This is a genomic window from Vallitalea guaymasensis (genome assembly GCF_018141425.1).
Lineage (GTDB): Bacteria > Bacillota > Clostridia > Lachnospirales > Vallitaleaceae > Vallitalea > Vallitalea guaymasensis.
In genome coordinates, this window is sequence record NZ_CP058561.1 from 2906269 (window position 1) to 2926459 (window position 20191).

Sequence of the window (20191 nt, forward strand, 5' to 3'; positions counted from 1 at the left end):
ACTTCTAAGTTAATTTATAAATGGGTGTTTTTTAATTATTATTTAGTTTTCGTTATAGTCAATGTAAAGACGAATTCAGTTCCTACATTTATTTTACTATTAACATTTATTGTTTCTCCATGAGCTGTAATTATCTCTTTTACAATGGATAATCCAAGACCAGTACCTTTTTTATCTTCACCACGTGACCGGTCAGCTTTATGGAACCTATTGAATATATATTTGATTTCATCTTCTTTGATACCTGGACCGTTATCTTTTATAGATATATTTACTTTATCTTTGAACTTTGTTGTTTCAATGGTTATTCTATCACCTTTATTACAGAATTTTACTGCATTATCAATAAGGTTGTATATGACTCTTTCGATTTTATCTTTATCAGCAGATACTATGATCTGTTTTTCATCAATCAACAGAGTAATGTGCATTTTTTTCTCTCTTATCTTACCTTCAAATTTGATTAATACTTCTCTAATTACAAGATGTATATCAAACTCAGTGTAATTAAGCTGTACTCCATTATTTTCTAGATTTGTGAGTAATAGAATCTCATTAGTCAAGTTACTAAGTCTATTAGTCTCATCTAAGACTATATTAAGATATCTGTCTTGATTTTCATGAGGTATGGTACCATCTAATATAGCTTGTACAAAACCTTTTATAGATGTTAATGGTGAACGGAAATCATGGGAGATGTTAGCTATGAAGCTTCTACGCATTTCTTCCAATTTCCCTAATTCAGCAGCCATAAAATTCAGGTTAGTAGCAAGTTCGCCTATATCGTCATTGGTATTTATTACGATTCTACTCTCAAAATTTCCATTAGCTATGGACCTTGCGGTTTTGTTCATCTGTTGGAATGTTTTAGTAATCCTTCTTGAGAACAGATACATCAACATGATGGAAAATACTAATGAAAATAGTAAACATATAATAGTAAGGTTAAAGAAATAATTAGCTGTTTTCTTGACAGCAGGGTAGGGTGAATGCATTACTATTATTCCTTTAACATCATTATTCATCTTTATGGGAACAATTACAGTTATAAGAGGAGTAGAGGATAAACCATAGAAATCTCCTTTTAACGTAACAATTTCACCTTTTTTTGCCTTATCAATACTAGGATTATCTATAACCAGCTTTTCAAATGAATTAACACCTTTTTCTGAATCTATCTGAACTGTACCATCATTGGATAATATCCAGATTCTTGAACCGATATTATTGCTCATGATTACAATCTGATATTCAAAATTTAGTGCTGCCATCTTGGTCTGGTCATAGTATGCAGCCAAATATTCTTCGCTTATAGCTTCTCCAACATTTATCATATTCTTCTTTTGGTCGTTGATAAAAAAAGATTCAATAATGTTAGTTATTAAAGTTGTTAATATCATAAATATGATTAGTGTCAATATTGCATATATGAAGAAGAATTTATTAACAAATGATTTGAACATTATTTCACCTCAAATTTATATCCTATACCCCAAACAGTTTTGATACCCCAATAATCTGTTTCTTTTATTTTTTCCCTTATCCTTTTTACATGTACATCAACAGTTCTTGTGTCTCCAATGTATTCATAACCCCAAATTCTATCTAATAGTTGTTCTCTAGTGAATACTTGATTAGAATTGGAAGCTAGGAAATATAGAAGTTCAAGTTCTTTTGGCGGCATCTCAATTTTCTTATCAAAATAAATAACTGTATAATTAGATAGATTGATTGTCAGATTAGGCACCACCACTTGTTTATTCTTATCATCCCAGGGTTGATATCTACGAAGGACTGCTTTTACTCTAGCTGTTAGTTCTTTTGTATCAAAAGGTTTTACCATATAATCGTCTGCACCTAATTCTAGACCTAAGATCTTATCAAAAGTTTCTCCTTTGGCAGTTAACATGATTATAGGGATATTGCTTATTTTCCTTATTTCTTTACATATATCATAACCATCCATTCCTGGAAGCATTAAATCCAATATTACTAAATTAGGAGCAAATGTCTGAAAAGCCTTTACTGCATTATTGCCGTTATGAACGAATTTAGTTAAATAACCTTCTTTGTTAAGGTACAGAGATATTAACTCCGTTATGTTAGGATCATCATCAACTATGAGTACTTTTTGTTTTGATTCCATACTATCTACCTCCTTATTTGAATTCAACTATTGTTACACCAGATTCACCTTCACCGTATTTACCGATTCTAAATGATTTCACATACTTAACTTTTCTAAGGAATGTATGGATAGCTGCTCTAAGAGTACCGGTTCCTTTTCCATGTATAATAGTTATTTGTGGAAGGTGAGACAAATATGCATCATCAAGAAATTTATCCAATTCTCCTAATGCTTCTTCAACACTTCTTCCACGCACATCATATTCAGGAGATATTGACATGGATTTGGATGAAATGTTATTTTTATTTTTTGGTGCTTTGTTGTTATAATTCACTTCTGCACTTTTAACATAGCTTAGATTTTTAATGTTGACTTTTGTCTTCATGATACCTAATTGAACCTGAACATCTCCCTTGGCATTAGGAGGCTCTAAAACAGTTCCTTTTTGGTTAAATGTGGATACAAAAACCGTATCTCCAGCTTTTAGGTCTTTTGGGGATTTGGTATTAGCTTTTTTGGTCTTTATACCTGTTGATAAATTCTTTTCCAATGAAGAAATGGATGAACGAAGTTTACTTCTCTGCATTTCCATTTCTTTTGAGTTATCAGAGTTGGTACGAAGCTTATTCATGCTTTTTATTATGTTATCTGCATCATCTTTTGCAGTGTTTAGTATTTTGTATGCTTCTTCTCTTGCTTCAGTAAGAATTTTATCTTTTTGTTTCTGAATCTTCTCACGTTGCATCGTAACCTTGTTTTTCAGTTCTTCTGCTTCTTTGCTGTATTTCAGTGCTTTTTCTTTTTCCATTATTGTAGTTTTTTTGCTTATTTCAAGTTCTGTAATAAGGTCTTCGAATCTTATTTCTTTATGTTCTAATAATTCTTTTGCATCCTCTATTATATTATCGGTTAAACCTAATCTTTTGGATATGGCAAAAGCATTACTTTTACCAGGAATTCCTATAAGTAATTTGTAAGTAGGTCTTAATGTCTTGACATCAAATTCACAACAAGCATTTTCCACACCTTTTGTAGAAAGAGCATATACTTTTAACTCGCTATAATGGGTAGTTGCTATGGTAAGAACTTGCTTCTTATGAAGATTTTCTAGGATAGCCATAGCTAAAGCGGCTCCTTCTGTAGGGTCTGTACCAGCTCCTAATTCATCAAATAGAACTAATGAATTATCAGTGGCATTCTGCAGGATGTCAATTATGTTGGTCATATGGGATGAGAAGGTACTAAGGGATTGCTCAATGCTTTGTTCGTCTCCAATATCAGCGAATAGATCATCAAAAATAGCAAGCTCAGATTTATCAAAAGCAGGAATATGCAGACCTGCCTGTCCCATTAATGTTAATAACCCTACTGTTTTTAATGTTACAGTTTTACCACCTGTATTAGGTCCTGTAATCATGAGGGTTGTGAACTCTCTGCCTAAATGTATGTCTATAGGAACAACAGTCTTTTTATCAAGTAATGGGTGACGTCCTTTTTTGATATTTATATATTTGTCATTGTTGAAAATAGGTTCTGTACCACCTAAGGATATTGATAATTCACCTTTTGCAAAGATGAAATCTATTTCTGTCAATATTTTCATGTTACCAGCTAATTCTTCTTTGTGTTCAAAACACATGGAACTAAGGATAGCCAATATTTTCTCTATCTCTTGTTTCTCTTTTGTGAAGAGTTCTTTTATTTTATTATTCAGTTCCACAACAGACATAGGTTCTATGAATAATGTAGAACCTGAAGCTGATTGGTCATGTATCATACCTTTGAAACTACCACGATATTCTTGTTTTACAGGAACACAATATCTATCATTACGTAAAGTGATTATTGGATCTTGGAGCATGTTTTTATAAGTGCTGGATGTAATGATTTTGTTAAGGTGTTCTTTGATCTTACCATTGGATACCTTCATTTGTCGTCTTATATTATATAATTCATGGCTTGCGTCATCGGATATTTCTTCTTCAGAAATAATACATCTAGTTATTTCCTTGTATAATGGATTAAGTACTTCTATAGCATCAAATAAACCATATATGGTATCTAGATTATTAGCGGTATTAGAATCTTTTGCTGATTTTGCATATGATTTTACATGTCTGGATACTCTTAGTACTTCCCCAATATTCAATAGTTCTACTTGTGACAGATCACCGCCTATAGCTAATCTTTTAATGGATGAACGAATATCCTTAAGTCCACCCAATGCTAATGAACCTCTTCTAAGTATCATAGTTGCTGCTTCAGAAGTCTCTTTTTGTTTGCTTCTTATAGTATCAATGTCACAGTATGGAACTAAAGAAGATGATAGTTCTTTTCCCATTCTGGATGAAGTTTTACTTATTAACTGTTCTATTATTTTATTATATTCTAATGTTTTTAAAACTTTAGTATTCATTTTAACCACCTTATTATTATTATTTAGGTATCTTACATATGATAGGATTCATTTATATTTTACATCAATATGGTCTATTTTAAAAGTTAAAACTGATTATTTCCCTTATACAGTGCCCCGTATCGTCCTGGGGCATGTCCGGTTATACGTTTGAACTGCTTGCTGAAGTGATACATATTGTCATATCCTACCTTCTGTGCCACATCTTTTACTTGGCTGTTGGAGCTTACTAATAAATATTTTGCCCTGTTTATACGTGCTCTTATTAGCTCTTCTTTTGGACTTTGATTGAAGAAGTCTTTATATAATATTGAAAACCTGGAACGGCTAAGAGCCACAAGAGAAGCCATTTCTTCAATTGTCCATGGAGCTTGAAGATTGGTTAAGATTTCTTCTCTGGCAATCTTGAATTTTTCGTATAAAGCAGTATTATGAGGGTCTTCTATATAGTTATTCTGGTATTTGTTTTCTCTAGCCAACTCTATGAAAAAGTTATTTAATAGAGCACTTACATTTTCTTCCCAGAAGATATCTTTTCTTATGAATTCTCTCTCAAGCTTTTTGATTATGAATCTGATGAAGCTAAAATCGGATATAGAAAATATAGTGTTAGTGGGTAAATCTAATTTCTCTAAAAAAGATTCTACATTATTATTAGCTGTAAAATGAAACCAATCATTGATAAATCCATTTTTAGCATTATAGTATTTCTGGAAATGGTCTGGTGTGAAAATAATACAGGAATTGGGTTTTTCATCAATATTTTCTCCCTCAATATCTATAGTGATTGCTGTTTTGAAAAAGAGAAATAAATAATCGCCTGATCCATAAGGTCTTTCTATCCTGAAGTTGTTATCATGTTTATAATCATATCCTACTGCATTCAATTTTAATTCTATATTAATCACCTCTATAAAACAAAATGACAAATGAAAACGAAACATTAGTTCATTTACCAAGATGGGTTATTACAATATAATTATACTATATTTATTATTATCAAAGCAATATTATATAAAATATATTAGAGAAGGAGCTAAATATGGTTAAATACGTTATTAACGCAAGTAAAAAGAAATCACAAATAAGTAAACATATTTATGGGCATTTTTCTGAGCATTTGGGTCGTTGTATTTATGGAGGCATATGGGTTGGTGAAGAATCGGATATACCCAATACACATGGTTGCAGGAATGATGTTGTTGAAGCATTAAAAAATATTAATATTCCTGTACTTAGATGGCCAGGAGGGTGTTTTGCAGATGAATACCATTGGAAAGATGGAATTGGTCCTGTGGATAGAAGGAAAAAAATGATTAATACCAATTGGGGTGGTGTTGTAGAAGATAACAGTTTCGGAACTCACGAGTTTCTGGAATTTTGTGAGCTGATTGGTGCTGAGCCTTATATATGTGGTAATCTAGGGAGTGGAACAGTCCAAGAGATGTCTGAATGGGTTGAGTATATGACTTCTGACAGTATTTCACCAATGGCTGATCTTAGGAAATCTAATGGAAAAGAGAATCCTTGGAAAGTTAAATATTTTGGAGTGGGTAATGAAAACTGGGGATGTGGAGGAAACATGAGAGCTGAGTATTATGCTGATGAATATAGACGTTATGCAAGTTATGTCAAAGATTATTCATCTAATAAGATTTTCAAGGTTGCTTGTGGACCTTCAGCTGATGATTATAATTGGACAGAAGTCCTCATGGAAAGAGCTTGTAAATATATGCAAGGGCTAGCTCTACATTATTATACAATAATAGGACCTTGGGAAAACAAAGGTTCTGCTACTGATTTTAGCGAAATAGATTATTATAGAACCATGGATAAGACTCTATATATGGAAGAGTTGTTAATAAAACATAGTGCTATTATGGATAAATATGATCCAGATAAAAATGTGGCACTATTGGTTGATGAATGGGGTAGTTGGTATGATGTTGAACCTGGGACTAATCCTGGTTTCCTGTATCAGCAGAATACAATGAGGGACGCAATGATAGCTGGTATTAATCTTAACCTGTTCAACCAACATTCAGATCGGGTACATATGGCGAATATTGCTCAACTAGTTAATGTGTTACAAGCCATAATTTTGACAGAAGGCAGAAAGATGATTCTAACACCTACTTATCATGTTTTTGATATGTATAAAGTCCACCAAGATAATACATTGGTAGAGAGCTATATAAATACATCTGAAATTACTTCAGAAGAGTATAAAGTCAGAGATTTGGTTGAATCAGTATCATTAGATGAAAATAATAAATTGTATATTACCATATGTAATACAGATTTGCATAACCCCAAATTGGTCAATACTGAACTTATTGATTATACTCCTAATAATCTTGAAGGAAAAATTATTACAGAAGCAATGAATGCACACAATACTTTTGATGCTCCTCAGGTAGTAGCAATGAAAGATTTTAATGATGTAATACTTAATGAGAATGGTTTTACAATGACCTTACCCCCATGTAGTATTGTAAGGATTACCCTAGAGTAATCATGAAATATATATGTAAAAGATGTATGGTATTTCAGGAGGATGAAGCTGAACTTTTACCAAAGATTCAAAGTTATATAGATACCCTAGATAACAGTATCAAAGTCCATGAAACAATTTATCAAGAGCGGTTGCAACATTGTGAAAATTGCTCGGACTTAATCAATGGCATCTGCAAGCATTGTGGATGCTTTGTTTTAGTTCGAGCTATAAAAAGAAAATTACATTGTCCTCACCCTAAATTACCTAAGTGGTAATTGAACAGTGTTTTTTATTTTAATATAATACAAAAATTTTAAATTTATATTACAAATATATTAAAAAATATGTTATAATGTATTTGGCTAAAATTGAAAATAAACCAATTATATACATAAAATAACAAAATACTGTTAAAGGTGGGGATAAAAAATGAATTGGGGGACTAGGCATAACGTTAAAGAGCATAAAATCAAAAGTCGCAAATATATAACTTTTGTTATAATACCTGATCCTACCAAAAGTCCTAAGACCATTAAAATACCAAAATGGATTAGGTTCCCTCTACTAGCTTGTGTTATTGCTGTAATAATATGGGTGCTGGTCACAATGACAGATGTAGCTGATGTGCAAAATAAAATGGCAACTGCTAATCTCAATCTTCAAACCAATACATACGAGAATAGTGATAAAGATGCAAAAATCAAGGAATATGAAGCAGAAGAGGCTGAGAAGTTTTCAAAGTTGGATGATCTGCAAGAACTATATACGCAGATTCAAAACAAGCTCAAAGAATTAGAGGACCAAAAGCAGGATATTGATTCCAAGCTAAATGGTACTGAGAAAACTACTGACAGCAAACCTGTAGGTTCCATAGAGAGAAAAGCTTCTGCTGAACCTTTGGTAGCTGAATTTTCAGCATCAAGAAGTACTAATATAACTGCATCTTTAGATTTATTACCCATGAATAGCCAAGAAGATGAATCTGATACGGCAAAGCAAGAAATATCGGTAGAGGAAGATTTTCAAGCTAAAGCAGAAGATTTAATAAATAAACTTCAAGAGACAATGAAGTTGATTGACAGTGAAACTAATACATATAATAAACTTAATGATAAAGTTGATGAGATAATACCATATTGGGATGCTTATCCTTCAATGTTACCTGTTAAGAATACATGGGTTACAAGTCCATATGGCTGGAGAAAAAATCCTTTTGGACGTAAAGCTTTTGAATTTCACAGAGGTGTAGACTTAAAAGCTAGTTATGGAACAAGCGTATATGCTACTGGTAAAGGAACTGTTGTTTTTGCAGGATATGACGCTATATATGGAAGATTGGTAATTATTGACCACGGATATGGTATTACTACCAAATATGCACATAATTCTAAATTACTGGTTATAAAAGGTGACAAGGTCAATCGTGGAGATAAAGTAGCAAAATCAGGAAGTACTGGAAGAAGCAGCGGACCTCACGTTCATTATGGAGTCCTTGTAAATGGTGAAACACAAAATCCAATGGATTATATATATAAAGGAAAATAAATTATATTGATTAACGAAATTTTATTACAAAAATTTGTTCGAATTTGTACAAAGGAGAAGTGAAATGATTAAGCAAAAGAAAAAAGCAACTTATGACAAACCATCCACTATAATAGGAAAAGATACAACTTTAGAAACTTCTATTCTGAAATCCAAGAATTCAGTACAGATAAATGGTAAGTATTATGGAGATATGGAAGTTGAAGCTAGTGTAGCTATTGGAGAAACTGGATACATTAAAGGTAATATAGAAGCTGATTTTTTGTTGGTAGCAGGTAAGATTGAGGGTAACATAAAGATTGCAGGACAACTTCATCTGACTAAAACAGCGAAAATAACAGGAGATATTAATACAGTTAGTATCATTATTGATGAAGGTGCTCTAATAGATGGGAATTGCAGCATGTCCAATGTACAAAATAATGTTAAACAAATTGAGAATAATAAAGTTAAGTCAATTGAAAATAAAAATAAAGATAACAAATAATATAAAACCAAAATTCAATAATAATAATTTATTTATCCAGATTATCTGAGTATATTGCTTAGATGGTCTTTTTTATTGATATTTAACATAATGCTAAATTATTCAAAATTATTAACAGAGAGTTCATATTTTATTCAAAGAAAATGAGTATAATCTATATATAGAATATATGATTAACCAATTGAAATAATTGTACTTACAGATATTTGATACCAAGAGAGGTTAATCTAAAAATAAAATATTTGGAGGAATATATATGGACGAATTCAAAAGATATGATGAGAACGGAAATGAAATCAATGGTAACGAAAATAACACTAACAATGTAGACGGTAATGATTATGGTGATGTTGTAGAAACGACGATTATCAAAAGTCATGCTGATGAAAGTAATGATAACAGTTTGTCGATGGAGAAACATAATCAAGCTTATTCAGATCAATGTTTTCAAGAAAGAATAAAAAATGAAGAAAAAAAAGCTCGTAAGAAAATTTTTACATGGAAAAAAGTTATAGCATGTGTTTTAGTAGCAGTTCTTATGGGTGGAGCATTCCAATTAGGTATGGAAGTCACTAAACCATTTTTTGAAAAATTTGTAGGTTCAACAATATCTCAAAATGATGATTCGAATAAATTCGCTTTTGAAGATAAAAACAATACAACAGCATTAACTGAGGATAATTTAAAAGAAGTAAGTAGTGATTATACTTCAATAATAAATGATAACTATGAATCACCAGTTGTTGCAATAGCTGAAAACATGAAACCTTCAATAGTTACAATAACAAGTGTTGTCACTGCAAAAGATTGGTTTAACAATCAGTATGAACAAGAAGGAACTGGTTCAGGTATAATTTTTGGAGAAAACGAAGATGTTATATATATTGTAACTAATCAACACGTTATAGATGGTGCAAGAAATGTTGTGGTAACTTTCTTCAATTCCGAAAATATCAATGCAAAAGTTGTTGGTTATGAAAGAGAGTATGATCTAGCAGTTCTATCTGTAGCCAAAAAGGATATGAAAAAAGAATTATTGGATAGTATTAAAATTGCTAAGTTAGGCGATTCTGATAAGATAAAAGTTGGAGAACTTGCAGTTGCTATAGGTAACCCTCTTGGAAAACAATATAGTAACACTGTTACAGTAGGATATATTAGTGCTATTAACAGAACATTAGAATCTACTGATAAGAGTTTACCACTTATCCAGACTGATGCAGCAATCAACCCAGGTAATAGTGGTGGAGCATTAGTTAATGCACAGAGTGAAGTCATTGGTATCAATAGTTATAAATTAGCTTCTACAGATATAGAAGGTATGGGATTTGCTATACCAGTCAATGAAGCAAAACCTATTATTGAAGACATTGTTAATAAAAAGGATAGACCAGCATTAGGTATTAGAGGTATCGACGTTACAGAAGAAATGGGTGATTTCTATGGATTGCCTATAGGAATACTAGTTAAAGAAGTAACAGAAGGCAGTGGAGCTGAAAAAGCTGGACTTAGATCACAAGATATTATATTTGAATTTGGTGGAGCCAAAATCTTTAATTTCGAAGATTTACAAAAGGAAATTGAAAAATATGAAGTTGGAGATACTGTATCTGTAAAAGTGGCAAGAAAAACCAATAATGGTTTTGAAAAAGTAGAACTGAATGTGAAACTAACTGATAGACAAAGTATCATGTAATTAATAACAGGCTTTGATTATAATAACACGATAATCAAAGCCTTTCTTAAATTTTTATAAAAGAAATAGGAGTTTCTTTTTTTTTTATACAAAATAGGGTATAATGTAAGATGAATATTTGAAATCAAATATTATTTAAGATTGGAATTTATAAAAATTCATTATTTGATATACCAGATAGTGAAAGTATATAGATTATGATATAAATTGATCGTGGTTTTGAAAGGAGTAATATATGCGTTACATAGTAGACATGAAAGAAGGAGAACAAATACAAGACCATTACTTGTGTGTTAATAAGCAAGTATTGAAAACAAGAGCTGGTAAAACCTACTATTCCCTAAAATTACAAGATAAGACAGGTGTAGTAGATGCTAAGATATGGGATTTGAATGATGGCATCAATGATTTTAGTGAGCATGAATACATTAAAATCGATGCTTTGGTTATAACATTCCAAAACTCCATACAGCTTAATATAAGAAGATTGAGAAAAAGCAGTGAAGGAGAGTATGACCCAAGAGAGTACATTCCAGTTTCTAGCAGGGATATTAACGAGATGTATTCAGAATTACTTACATTTGTTAACGATATAGATAACAAATACCTTAGTGCTTTAGTTAAGAAATTCTTTGTTGAAGATAGAGAGTTCATTAAAACATTCAAAGAGCATACAGCTGCAAAAACAATGCATCATAGTTATCTAGGAGGTTTACTAGAGCATACTCTTTGTGTACTCAATATGTGTAAATTCTTTGCTGGTAATTATAAAGTGATCAATAAGGATATATTATATACTTCTGCATTGTTCCACGATATAGGAAAGATTAAAGAGTTGTCAAAATTCCCTATTATCGAATATACTGACCCTGGTCAATTGTTAGGTCACATAATGATATCAACTGAATGGGTTTCTGATAGAATTAAAGAAATTCCAGGTTTCCCAGAGGATCTTGCTTACATGGTAAAACATTGTATCTTAGCTCATCACGGAGAATTGGAATATGGTTCACCTAAGAAACCACAAACAATAGAGGCACTTGCTCTACATTTTGCAGATAACTGTGATGCAAAATTAAGAACATTTTCTGATCTATTAGAAACAAGTGATGTGGAAGACAATTGGTTAGGATGGCAGAGAATCTTCGATTCTAATGTTAGAAGAACAAGATATTAATTAATAAAAATAAATTCTATGTGGGGGCTTTCTCATAATACATTTCTTTTACTTTAGAGATAAGCGTATTTGTATTATGGGAATGCCCTTTTTATATTAATGTATAGAGGATGAATAATCATGAAGGCAAAAAATGTTGAGTTACCGGTAGTTAAGAATGAGTATTATGAAATGGTTATAGATGACCTAGGTATAAATGGTGAAGGTATAGGTAAGATAGATGGCTATACCCTATTTGTTGATGGTGCTTTACCACAAGAGAAAATCAAGGTAAAAGTAATTAAGACTAAAAAGAATTTTGGGTTTGGAAAATTAATTGATATCTTAGAACCTTCTATTCATAGAATTGACCCTGTGTGCGATATAGCAAAACGATGCGGTGGGTGTCAGTTACAGCATTTATCCTATGAAGGTCAATTAAATTATAAACAGAAAAAGGTACAAGATATTATTGAGAGAATCGGCGGTATAACTGATATAGAAGTCAACAAAGTTATAGGTATGGAAAATCCTTATTTCTATAGAAATAAAGTCCAATTCCCTGTAGGAAGCATGGGAGATGATTCTGTAAATATTGGATTCTATGCAATGAGAAGCCATAATATAATAACTACAGATAAATGTTATATTCAACAGCCAGTAAATAAGGATATTATTGGTGTTGTTAAAGAATATATGTTGAAGAATAATGTAAAGCCATATAATGAGGTAAGTCATAAGGGTGTTGTTAGACATATTGTTACTAGAGTTAGTTTTCATACGAAAGAGATTATGGTCGGTGTTGTAATTAATGGTAATAAGTTGCCTAATAGTGATGAACTGATTAGTAATCTTAGGAAAATAGAGGATGTAGCTGGTATATTTATTAGTGTTAATAAAGAAAAGACTAATGTTATCATGGGTAATAAGATAAAGATGTTATGGGGTAAACCTTATATAACTGATTATATTGGAGAAGTTGCCTATAATATTTCGCCATTATCTTTTTATCAAGTGAATCCTGTACAGACTGAGAAGTTGTATAGTAAGGTTTTAGAGTTTGCAGATTTGTCAGGGGATGAAATAGTATGGGATGCTTATTGTGGGATTGGTACCATATCGTTATTTTTAGCAGGTAAGAGTAAGAAGGTTATGGGAGTAGAGATAGTTCCAGAAGCTATAGTGGATGCTAAGAAGAATGCTGAGCTTAATGATATTGGTAATACGGAATTTTATGTTGGTAAGGCTGAAGAGGTAATTACAGGAAAGTATAATGAAGGTGTCAGGGCAGATGTTATAGTTGTTGATCCACCTAGAAAAGGGTGCGATAGGGAGCTGTTGGAGACTATTATGAAAATGCAGCCAGAGAAGGTTGTGTATGTGTCATGTGACCCTGGTACTATGGCTAGAGATGTTAAGGTGCTTGGGGAAGGCGGTTATAGGGTTGAGGAAATTCAGCCGGTGGATATGTTTCCTCAGACTGTGCATGTGGAGACGGTCTCGCTGTTAATAAAGAAATAGTCCAATATTATGGCTTAATAAGATCCTATTATCTTCTTTAAGTAAATTAGTAAAATTAAAGGTTAAAATTATTTTGTTTAATTCTGTAATAAATTTACCCTATTTTAATAGAAGAAATGGTGTGATGATTCAGATGGTGGAGGTAACTGCAACATAGAAATATACTTCAAGACAAAGAGATAAGAATGCAAGGAGGTATTATAATGTCAGAGGCAATGGTAACGGTTCTTATTAGTGCAGGAGCCACAGTAGCAGTGAGTACAGTAACACTAATTGTTAATGCTTATATTGAAAGGTTTAAAAGTAAAATAGAAATACAGCAAAATATGATTAAATCCAAAAGAGAAAACCTGAGTGATGTTTATATGAAACTTATTAATATTATAAACCTTTATCCAAGTTCATCTCCAAATGATATATTGAATTATGTTGAGAATCCTCCGAATTATTCAATGGAATACTTCGATGCTGTTTTAAGTAATATTAGTTGTCAAGTAGATGATTATAAAAATCAACTAAATAATGAGAGTATAGGACATGAATTAAAATATCATATTGAAACTCAAATATCAAATAGAGAATACGCAAAGAAACAGATAATAGAAAATAGAGACAAATACTTTGTTGCTAAGGATAAGTATAAATCTTTTTGTGAAAGTGATAAAGTAACATTTGAACTTTATGCAGGTCAAGAAGTAAGAAATCGTCTTGTACAATTTGAGATTGTTATTAATAATGTTTTCATATCAGGTCGATTTGCAGGGGAAGACGGAGATCCAGTAAATAATATTATACATGTATCACGTAGAAATCTAATAGATAGTATGAGATTTGATCTGGGGATATAAGAATAACAATCAAATAATTGCAAAGTAATTAAATGAAGTTTACAATATGTTAGTGTAAAAGTTATTGTTTTTAAGTCAAGTAGTTATATAAACTCTGTTAATGATATAATCAGACATAAGAGTGAAACTATAAATGAATACAATTTCAATACTTCATCAGATCAGTGCTATTCTTTGATTGTATTTGCCCAGGATGTAATTGCCTGCCAATCACGGAAGTCGCCTTCTGGAGCTTTTACATTTTTTACAATCCATTTTTCAAAAGGATTCAATGTTTTCAACACCAGTTTGCCACCAAAGCAGGTGATCTCTCTAGGATGTATACGTTCAATAACTGGCTGTAAAGATTTGGGATAAAACCTGCCTTTTATTTGTTCAATCGGATTTTCATGACCGGTTGGACCACAGATATAAAGCCAAACAGGCATTTTTTCCAATGCCTCGATGTTCTTTTTTAAGAATAACACAGCTTTTTTATGCCAAAAACCGATATAAACTGAACTGCCGAGAATGATTTTACTATAAGGGGTTAGATCTTTTACTTTACCAGCATCTAGAACATCTACCTGAAAGCCTTTTTGCCTAAGTGTTTCACCGATTTTTTCGGCAATCTCTGCAGTAGAGCCTTTTTTTGAGCCATAAGCCACTAATATTTTTTTATTCATTGGTTATTCCTCCCTTATTAATGTCATAAGCGCATCCTGATATGAACGATAGAATCAAGAACAGTAATCCTGCACCCAACGAAGAAACCATTATTGTGCTGATTTTGTCCGGATTAGATACGCCAGGCACAAATCCAAATATGGCGATTTGCAATGCGAAAAGTATCAACAAAGTGCTGACAATTAGAAAAGGTCGCCACAGCTTTGATAAAAACTTGCGCATACTTGCAGGTAGAATCTTTTGCCACCAGTTAAGTGGTCTGTTGATGCAAGTGGACATTGCCCATCCTATTATAAAGAATATTACCTGACCTATTCCACCACCGACTAAAAACAACAAGATAAACAATGACAGAAATATCACAGATGCATGCTTTTTATGCATAAAGCAAGACGACCAGATGATGATGGCAGTCCCAACCAACATTGCTGCAATACCGGTTATAAGAAAATTCGGGATTATAGTAAATGCTGGTTCATTTCCATGCAGCCACATTCTGTTTGCTTCACCTATAGCATGGATTACATAACCATTCGTCGCATTATTACCTTGGAGTGTTTCAAAAAAACCATGACCTATGCCACCTATACCGAAAACGACACCGAGTGTGGCAACAATTGTCTTGATTGCGTGATTGATGTTACCCTGTTTCGAATTTTTTATGTTTATCATTTCTCTACCACCTTAGTTTGTCTAGATAATACATTATTAATCATTTGATTAATCTTTTGCTTCCGCAATTTTTCATCATAAAAATCTGTATCCAAATACCTACTATAAAGCTCTGGTTCAAGTACAATATGGTGAAATGGAATCATTAATTGCAAAGCGATAATATTCAAATCTGATTCATCTAACTCAGTCATTATCTCTTTTAGTAAAGGTATGACTAATTTGCAAGAGCTCTCGCATCCGGTTTTAAGTTCTTGTGAAATGGCTATTTTACATATACTGGGATATCTGAATGCCGCATCCGCTGTAGAAAACAGTATACTTCGTAGTCTTGTCTGTGCATCGGTACCTGTGTGGCTATTTGGATTAAATTTTTCAATAATATCACCCATCAGCGTTCCTACAACCTGACTAAGCAGATTCTCTTTTGACTGATAATAATAATTGATAAGCGCAAGATTCACACCAGCTTTTGATGCAATCTCTCTCGTTGTTATCTGTTTATCGTTTTTTCCCTCAAGCACTAATTCCATTGCAGCTTGGAATACCTTATCTTTAGATTTTGCTTCATCTAAGTTCATATTATAATACCTCTATTAAACGTATTTAAACAAGTTTTAATCATGTTTAATTTTATAATACATCACATCACAATGATTGTCAATGAATTTTGCAAAAATGATTGAGACATTCATAAAAATATAACAATTTTAAAAATGGGGCTGTCTTAGTGAGACAGCACCATTTTAGCTAATCATAGTTCTATTCTAATAAAGATTTATCAATGATTTTATCAAAATGAAGACGGTTCTTTACCAATTTCACCTATTGTTTCCCAATGACGATTTTGAAGTGATTCTAATGAGCGTTTTGCATACTTATCAAAATCTTCTTCATGTCCTACCATTGGATTCATGGTACATCGTACAGGTAATCCAACTAAGAAACGTTTAATACATCCTTCATTACACCGTGTACAACGAACAATATCTTCGGTTTTTCCTTCAGCATACTTATTCACCCACTCTGGATCAGCTATTTGTTGTCTGCCTTGTGAAATCATATCTACGTCACCATTTCGAACTGCTTCATCTGCTAATTCAGGATCATGAACTGATGGACAAATAAGTGGAATGGTTAATCCTTGTTTAACTATTTTAGCTTTAGGTAATACTTGACCTTCTTTTTTGGGAATAAAGTCACTCATACATTCATAAGACCCATCTGATAAATGAATAAAATTAGCGCCATAGCTTTCTAATTTTTTAGCTACTTCATTAGCATATTCAGGAGTAATATCTCCTTCAATTTCTACTGATGCACTAATTCTAACACCGATAACAAAGTCAGGTCCTACATACTTTCTCATTGAATCAATACTTTCTTTGATAATTCTTAGTTTGTTATCCAATGAACCACCATATTGGTCAGTTCTTTGATTTAATCTTGGTGATATAAATGAATGTAATAAGTATCCATGAGGTGCATGAATCTCAATTCCATCAAATCCTGCTAATTTAATACATTTTGCAGCATAACCATAATCAGCTATCAGTTTGCTGATTTCTTCTTTTGTTATTTCTCTTGGTATTTCTCCAATAATATGCATACCAGGCACATTACTGATCTGTTCAAAGGCTTTTATTGGATCGGTACTAATTTTTTCATTATAACCAAGTGTTCTTGCTAGGGAGAGGGTAGGCTTCATATTTGTTGGAGAGCCTAAACCAGTTATTAGTTTATGGTGTCGTACATGATATCCAATAGGTGAAGCGGCTACTGGTTGAGTGGCTCCAAGATCGCTTGTTCCTTGAGCACCGGGACCAATAGATACTTGTGCAATGATCTTTGCTCCAAATGACTTGACATGCTCTACAAAATCAGCCATTTTAGGTACAAAAGTCTCATCATAAATTGCTAAATTATTATATTTACGATATGTATCTGCAGTCTCGTGGTCAGTACCTCTCATAGCTTCAACAATAATCATTCCAGTACCACCCATAGCTCTTGCAGCATAATAAGCTTTTTGTTGTTTACTAGGAAAGTGCATTGGAGCAGTATAATTCATATTCATTGGTGCCATAACCACTCTATTCTTAATAGTATGACTTCCTATTTTGATTGGTTGTAATAGAGGTTTTTCTTGATTTGACATAATTAATTCTTCCTTTCATATTTTAGTATAATCGTATATTAGGAATTTCGTTATATTATCCTAAAAAAAATATTACATAAGTTTATCTAGGATTAGCAATAGTTGATCAATTTCTTCATGGGTAAGTTTTTTTGTAAATTCCATTATTTTTTCTTGACGCATGGTAGTAACTTTGATTAATGCATCATGTCCCTTTTCAGTTAATGTTGAAACGACCATTCTTCTATCTTCGTCACTGGTTTTTCTAACAATATAACCTTTTTTTACAAGGCGGTCCATAGTCTTTGTTGGAGTACTTACTGCAACTTCTAACTGCTGAGCAATTTCTTTTATTGTTTTTTCAGAATTTAATCCAATAGCATCCATAATACCGATTTCGGCAATTGTAAGATCACCAATATCCATATCAGAGATTTTTTTGATAATATCTTTTTCAATAATACCAACTAGTCTTTTAAATTGTAGAAAAATGTTGTCTAATCGATTGTTATTCATATTAATTTCCTTTCATTACCATAAATATAACGAACTTCCTTATACTAGTTGCATTGTATCATTTGATTTTTTTATTGTCAAGGATAATTATTAATGTTTTTCTTACTTACGGTTATGTAGGAAGAGATTAATCAATCTTCCCTTCTATAGATAATTCCGCTTCATAAGCATATGCAAATCCATTATACTCAATTTCAGGTTTTGCGAAAAGATCGCTGTGGATTGCGTTGATTCGCTTGAATCCATAATGTTCATAAAATCCATAATTACATCCAGCATCTGTCATTAAGATTATATTTCTAATACCTTGGTTCTTACAGTAGTTAATATACCTATTCATCAGTTTTTTGCCTAACCCGTTTCCTCGGGTATTTTCATCGACAAAAAATAAAGTTATTTCATTATCGTATTTCTTTACGTCTTTCATTATTTTTTCATTATCTTTTACCATTATAGATATATTTTTAATAGCCTGTATTCTTTTGCCGAATTCACCGGTTAACCATCTAAATATAAAGTTTATACCTAATCCGATATAGTTTAAGGATAACTTTTTTTTATTAATTGATCTAGCCATTAAAATTCCTACTAATTTGTCGTTTTCATCTACAATTAAATCATGATAGTCACTGGCAATCATAGAATATTTGAAAAATATTTTGTAGAAATAAATGTTATCTTTAATTCCTTCAAAGCATTTATCATAATGCCATGTTTTTCTCATCATTTTTGCTGCATCCAGTGTATATGAACTTTTATATTTAACAAACTTGAATTTCATATATTTTCTCCTCCTTTATTTTTAAATTATTCTTATAATGTTAAATAACACTCATGAAGTTCGAAAATGCAGTTATTATGTTTTATACTTTTTTATAATATTTTATTGTAATTATTTGACTTTAAGTTCTTCATCTACTGTCAATTTAAAATGACGTGTTAGTATAAGAATCATCTCATTAAATTTTTGTATATCTTCTTTTGAATAGTATTCTTCAATTTCACTAACAGCATGATCAAGTGACAGGTCGTATACTTTGAATAAATCCTTTGCCTTATGAGTAGTTGAAAGATAGTAGGTTCTTTTATCTTGCTTACTTTGTTTCTTTTCTACCAGCCCAAGCCGTTCTAATTCTTTGACTTTAAGAGTCACAGATGATTTTGCAATATGTAGTGCGTTTGCAATATAGCTAACGGTACAGTTTTCAGTAGAATCTATAAGATCAAGATATAGTAAGCTGTTATAAGTAATTTTATTATCAAATTTTGGGTTGTTCATTAGTTTTAGTTCATTTAAAATATAATCTTGATAGAATTTGATAATATTGCATCTTAAGTCCATTTTCATTCTCCTTTAGTTAGGTTAATATAATTATAATAGCCTAACTAAAAATAATTGTCAACCTCTATTTAACGAAATATTAATTGATTGCTAACAGCATTAAAAAATATAGACTATAGGAATTATAATATGAATTAAGGTCACACTTGATTTATATTGAATATTATGATATTGTAAGGTAAATATGTAATGCAAAGAAGGAAATAAGTAAAAACAGATAAAGTTTTACAGAGAGCATCCGGTTGGTGAAAGGATGTAAACTAACTGTATTGAATACATTCCGGAGCAGCTGCCTGAAATATTTTAGTAGGGTAAGACGGGTACGCCCGATATAGCGTAAGTGTGTGTTAGCACACAATGAGGAGTATTTTTTTTTGAAGATACTTGAACCAGAGGTGGTACCACGAAACTTTCGTCCTCTGTCCCTTTTTTATTAGGGACAGGGGACTTTTATTTTCTATGGAAAGTTTTACTTTTTTATTACTAAAGAACTAAGTTTGTTTTAAGAGGAACATTGTTTTTTAGAATTATATGAGTAAAACAAAATTGATGATTTAATTTAGG

The 20191-nt window shown here is 31.8% G+C and carries 19 protein-coding genes and 1 other annotated feature; of the genes, 8 read left to right on the plus strand and 11 right to left on the minus strand.

Annotated features, from left to right (window positions below; all coding sequences use genetic code 11):
* Positions 1-38: 38 nt before the first annotated feature.
* The 4 genes from HYG85_RS12815 to HYG85_RS12830 all read right to left on the minus strand — a co-directional run bounded on the left by HYG85_RS12815 (position 39) and on the right by HYG85_RS12830 (position 5488).
* Positions 39-1463 (minus strand): HAMP domain-containing sensor histidine kinase, encoded by a 1425-nt coding sequence (locus tag HYG85_RS12815; protein WP_212689981.1) that lies wholly within the window; start codon positions 1461-1463, stop codon positions 39-41.
* Entirely contained in the window at positions 1463-2146 is a 684-nt protein-coding gene (locus HYG85_RS12820; protein WP_212689982.1) for a response regulator transcription factor, read from the minus strand. Before HYG85_RS12820 ends, HYG85_RS12815 begins: the two co-directional genes overlap by 1 nt.
* 13 nt (positions 2147-2159) lie before the next feature.
* The gene (locus tag HYG85_RS12825) at positions 2160-4544 is read right to left on the minus strand and encodes an endonuclease MutS2 (protein ID WP_212689983.1); all 2385 of its coding nucleotides are present in this window, start codon (positions 4542-4544) and stop codon (positions 2160-2162) included.
* A gap of 86 nt (positions 4545-4630) precedes the next feature.
* Entirely contained in the window at positions 4631-5488 is an 858-nt protein-coding gene (locus HYG85_RS12830; protein WP_212689984.1) for an AraC family transcriptional regulator, read from the minus strand.
* A 98-nt stretch (positions 5489-5586) separates the two neighbouring features.
* On the opposite strand from HYG85_RS12830, the gene HYG85_RS12835 reads away from it, so the two are divergent.
* The 8 genes from HYG85_RS12835 (at position 5587) to HYG85_RS12865 (ending at position 14294) form a co-directional block, all read left to right on the plus strand.
* A complete protein-coding gene (locus HYG85_RS12835) occupies positions 5587-7059 on the plus strand; it encodes an alpha-N-arabinofuranosidase (RefSeq protein ID WP_212689985.1) in 1473 nt (490 codons plus the stop codon).
* 2 nt (positions 7060-7061) lie between these two features.
* The gene (locus HYG85_RS24795) at positions 7062-7316 is read left to right on the plus strand and encodes a DUF6171 family protein (RefSeq protein WP_408647967.1); all 255 of its coding nucleotides are present in this window, start codon (positions 7062-7064) and stop codon (positions 7314-7316) included.
* 154 nt (positions 7317-7470) lie between these two features.
* The gene (locus tag HYG85_RS12840; protein ID WP_212689986.1) at positions 7471-8586 is read left to right on the plus strand and encodes a M23 family metallopeptidase; all 1116 of its coding nucleotides are present in this window, start codon (positions 7471-7473) and stop codon (positions 8584-8586) included.
* A 64-nt stretch (positions 8587-8650) separates the two neighbouring features.
* Positions 8651-9073: a bactofilin family protein gene (locus tag HYG85_RS12845; RefSeq protein ID WP_212689987.1), complete on the plus strand. Its 423-nt coding sequence runs from the start codon at positions 8651-8653 to the stop codon at positions 9071-9073.
* Positions 9074-9329: 256 nt separating this feature from the next.
* Positions 9330-10769 (plus strand): S1C family serine protease, encoded by a 1440-nt coding sequence (locus HYG85_RS12850; RefSeq protein ID WP_212689988.1) that lies wholly within the window; start codon positions 9330-9332, stop codon positions 10767-10769.
* 235 nt (positions 10770-11004) lie between these two features.
* Entirely contained in the window at positions 11005-11946 is a 942-nt protein-coding gene (locus HYG85_RS12855; RefSeq protein ID WP_212689989.1) for a 3'-5' exoribonuclease YhaM family protein, read from the plus strand.
* A 120-nt stretch (positions 11947-12066) separates the two neighbouring features.
* Positions 12067-13446, plus strand: a complete 1380-nt coding sequence (rlmD, locus tag HYG85_RS12860) for a 23S rRNA (uracil(1939)-C(5))-methyltransferase RlmD (protein WP_212689990.1) — start codon at positions 12067-12069, stop codon at positions 13444-13446.
* A 203-nt stretch (positions 13447-13649) separates the two neighbouring features.
* Positions 13650-14294 carry a hypothetical protein gene (locus tag HYG85_RS12865; RefSeq protein WP_212689991.1) on the plus strand — a complete coding sequence of 215 codons (645 nt, stop codon included), beginning with the start codon at positions 13650-13652 and terminating at the stop codon, positions 14292-14294.
* Positions 14295-14461: 167 nt separating this feature from the next.
* On the opposite strand, the gene HYG85_RS12870 is transcribed toward HYG85_RS12865, so the two are convergent.
* The 7 genes from HYG85_RS12870 to HYG85_RS12900 form a co-directional block, all read right to left on the minus strand.
* Positions 14462-14959, minus strand: a complete 498-nt coding sequence (locus HYG85_RS12870) for a flavodoxin domain-containing protein (protein WP_212689992.1) — start codon at positions 14957-14959, stop codon at positions 14462-14464.
* Positions 14952-15632: a hypothetical protein gene (locus HYG85_RS12875; RefSeq protein WP_212689993.1), complete on the minus strand. Its 681-nt coding sequence runs from the start codon at positions 15630-15632 to the stop codon at positions 14952-14954. The genes HYG85_RS12870 and HYG85_RS12875 overlap by 8 nt, the downstream gene beginning before the upstream one ends.
* Positions 15629-16165: a TetR/AcrR family transcriptional regulator gene (locus HYG85_RS12880; protein ID WP_212689994.1), complete on the minus strand. Its 537-nt coding sequence runs from the start codon at positions 16163-16165 to the stop codon at positions 15629-15631. The genes HYG85_RS12875 and HYG85_RS12880 overlap by 4 nt, the downstream gene beginning before the upstream one ends.
* Positions 16166-16425: 260 nt before the next feature.
* The gene (locus tag HYG85_RS12885; RefSeq protein ID WP_212689995.1) at positions 16426-17790 is read right to left on the minus strand and encodes an oxidoreductase; all 1365 of its coding nucleotides are present in this window, start codon (positions 17788-17790) and stop codon (positions 16426-16428) included.
* A gap of 72 nt (positions 17791-17862) precedes the next feature.
* On the minus strand, positions 17863-18285 hold the full coding sequence (locus tag HYG85_RS12890) for a MarR family winged helix-turn-helix transcriptional regulator (RefSeq protein WP_113673319.1): 423 nt from the start codon (positions 18283-18285) through the stop codon (positions 17863-17865).
* 127 nt (positions 18286-18412) lie between these two features.
* The gene (locus HYG85_RS12895; protein ID WP_212689996.1) at positions 18413-19066 is read right to left on the minus strand and encodes a GNAT family N-acetyltransferase; all 654 of its coding nucleotides are present in this window, start codon (positions 19064-19066) and stop codon (positions 18413-18415) included.
* A gap of 111 nt (positions 19067-19177) precedes the next feature.
* The gene (locus HYG85_RS12900; RefSeq protein WP_212689997.1) at positions 19178-19627 is read right to left on the minus strand and encodes a MarR family winged helix-turn-helix transcriptional regulator; all 450 of its coding nucleotides are present in this window, start codon (positions 19625-19627) and stop codon (positions 19178-19180) included.
* Between the two features lie 185 nt (positions 19628-19812).
* Positions 19813-20050, plus strand: a binding site (T-box leader).
* Positions 20051-20191: the final 141 nt, after the last annotated feature.

Excerpts from the sequence above, each read along its gene's own strand:
- HYG85_RS12815 (WP_212689981.1), bottom strand. The coding sequence starts at position 1,463 with ATGTTCAAATCATTTGTTAATAAATTCTTCTTCATATATGCAATATTG.
- HYG85_RS12820 (WP_212689982.1), bottom strand. The coding sequence starts at position 2,146 with ATGGAATCAAAACAAAAAGTACTCATAGTTGATGATGATCCTAACATA.
- HYG85_RS12825 (WP_212689983.1), bottom strand. The coding sequence starts at position 4,544 with ATGAATACTAAAGTTTTAAAAACATTAGAATATAATAAAATAATAGAA.
- HYG85_RS12830 (WP_212689984.1), bottom strand. The coding sequence starts at position 5,488 with ATGTTTCGTTTTCATTTGTCATTTTGTTTTATAGAGGTGATTAATATA.
- HYG85_RS12835 (WP_212689985.1), top strand. The coding sequence starts at position 5,587 with ATGGTTAAATACGTTATTAACGCAAGTAAAAAGAAATCACAAATAAGT.
- HYG85_RS24795 (WP_408647967.1), top strand. The coding sequence starts at position 7,062 with ATGAAATATATATGTAAAAGATGTATGGTATTTCAGGAGGATGAAGCT.
- HYG85_RS12840 (WP_212689986.1), top strand. The coding sequence starts at position 7,471 with ATGAATTGGGGGACTAGGCATAACGTTAAAGAGCATAAAATCAAAAGT.
- HYG85_RS12845 (WP_212689987.1), top strand. The coding sequence starts at position 8,651 with ATGATTAAGCAAAAGAAAAAAGCAACTTATGACAAACCATCCACTATA.
- HYG85_RS12850 (WP_212689988.1), top strand. The coding sequence starts at position 9,330 with ATGGACGAATTCAAAAGATATGATGAGAACGGAAATGAAATCAATGGT.
- HYG85_RS12855 (WP_212689989.1), top strand. The coding sequence starts at position 11,005 with ATGCGTTACATAGTAGACATGAAAGAAGGAGAACAAATACAAGACCAT.
- rlmD (WP_212689990.1), top strand. The coding sequence starts at position 12,067 with ATGAAGGCAAAAAATGTTGAGTTACCGGTAGTTAAGAATGAGTATTAT.
- HYG85_RS12865 (WP_212689991.1), top strand. The coding sequence starts at position 13,650 with ATGTCAGAGGCAATGGTAACGGTTCTTATTAGTGCAGGAGCCACAGTA.
- HYG85_RS12870 (WP_212689992.1), bottom strand. The coding sequence starts at position 14,959 with ATGAATAAAAAAATATTAGTGGCTTATGGCTCAAAAAAAGGCTCTACT.
- HYG85_RS12875 (WP_212689993.1), bottom strand. The coding sequence starts at position 15,632 with ATGATAAACATAAAAAATTCGAAACAGGGTAACATCAATCACGCAATC.
- HYG85_RS12880 (WP_212689994.1), bottom strand. The coding sequence starts at position 16,165 with ATGGAATTAGTGCTTGAGGGAAAAAACGATAAACAGATAACAACGAGA.
- HYG85_RS12885 (WP_212689995.1), bottom strand. The coding sequence starts at position 17,790 with ATGTCAAATCAAGAAAAACCTCTATTACAACCAATCAAAATAGGAAGT.
- HYG85_RS12890 (WP_113673319.1), bottom strand. The coding sequence starts at position 18,285 with ATGAATAACAATCGATTAGACAACATTTTTCTACAATTTAAAAGACTA.
- HYG85_RS12895 (WP_212689996.1), bottom strand. The coding sequence starts at position 19,066 with ATGAAATTCAAGTTTGTTAAATATAAAAGTTCATATACACTGGATGCA.
- HYG85_RS12900 (WP_212689997.1), bottom strand. The coding sequence starts at position 19,627 with ATGGACTTAAGATGCAATATTATCAAATTCTATCAAGATTATATTTTA.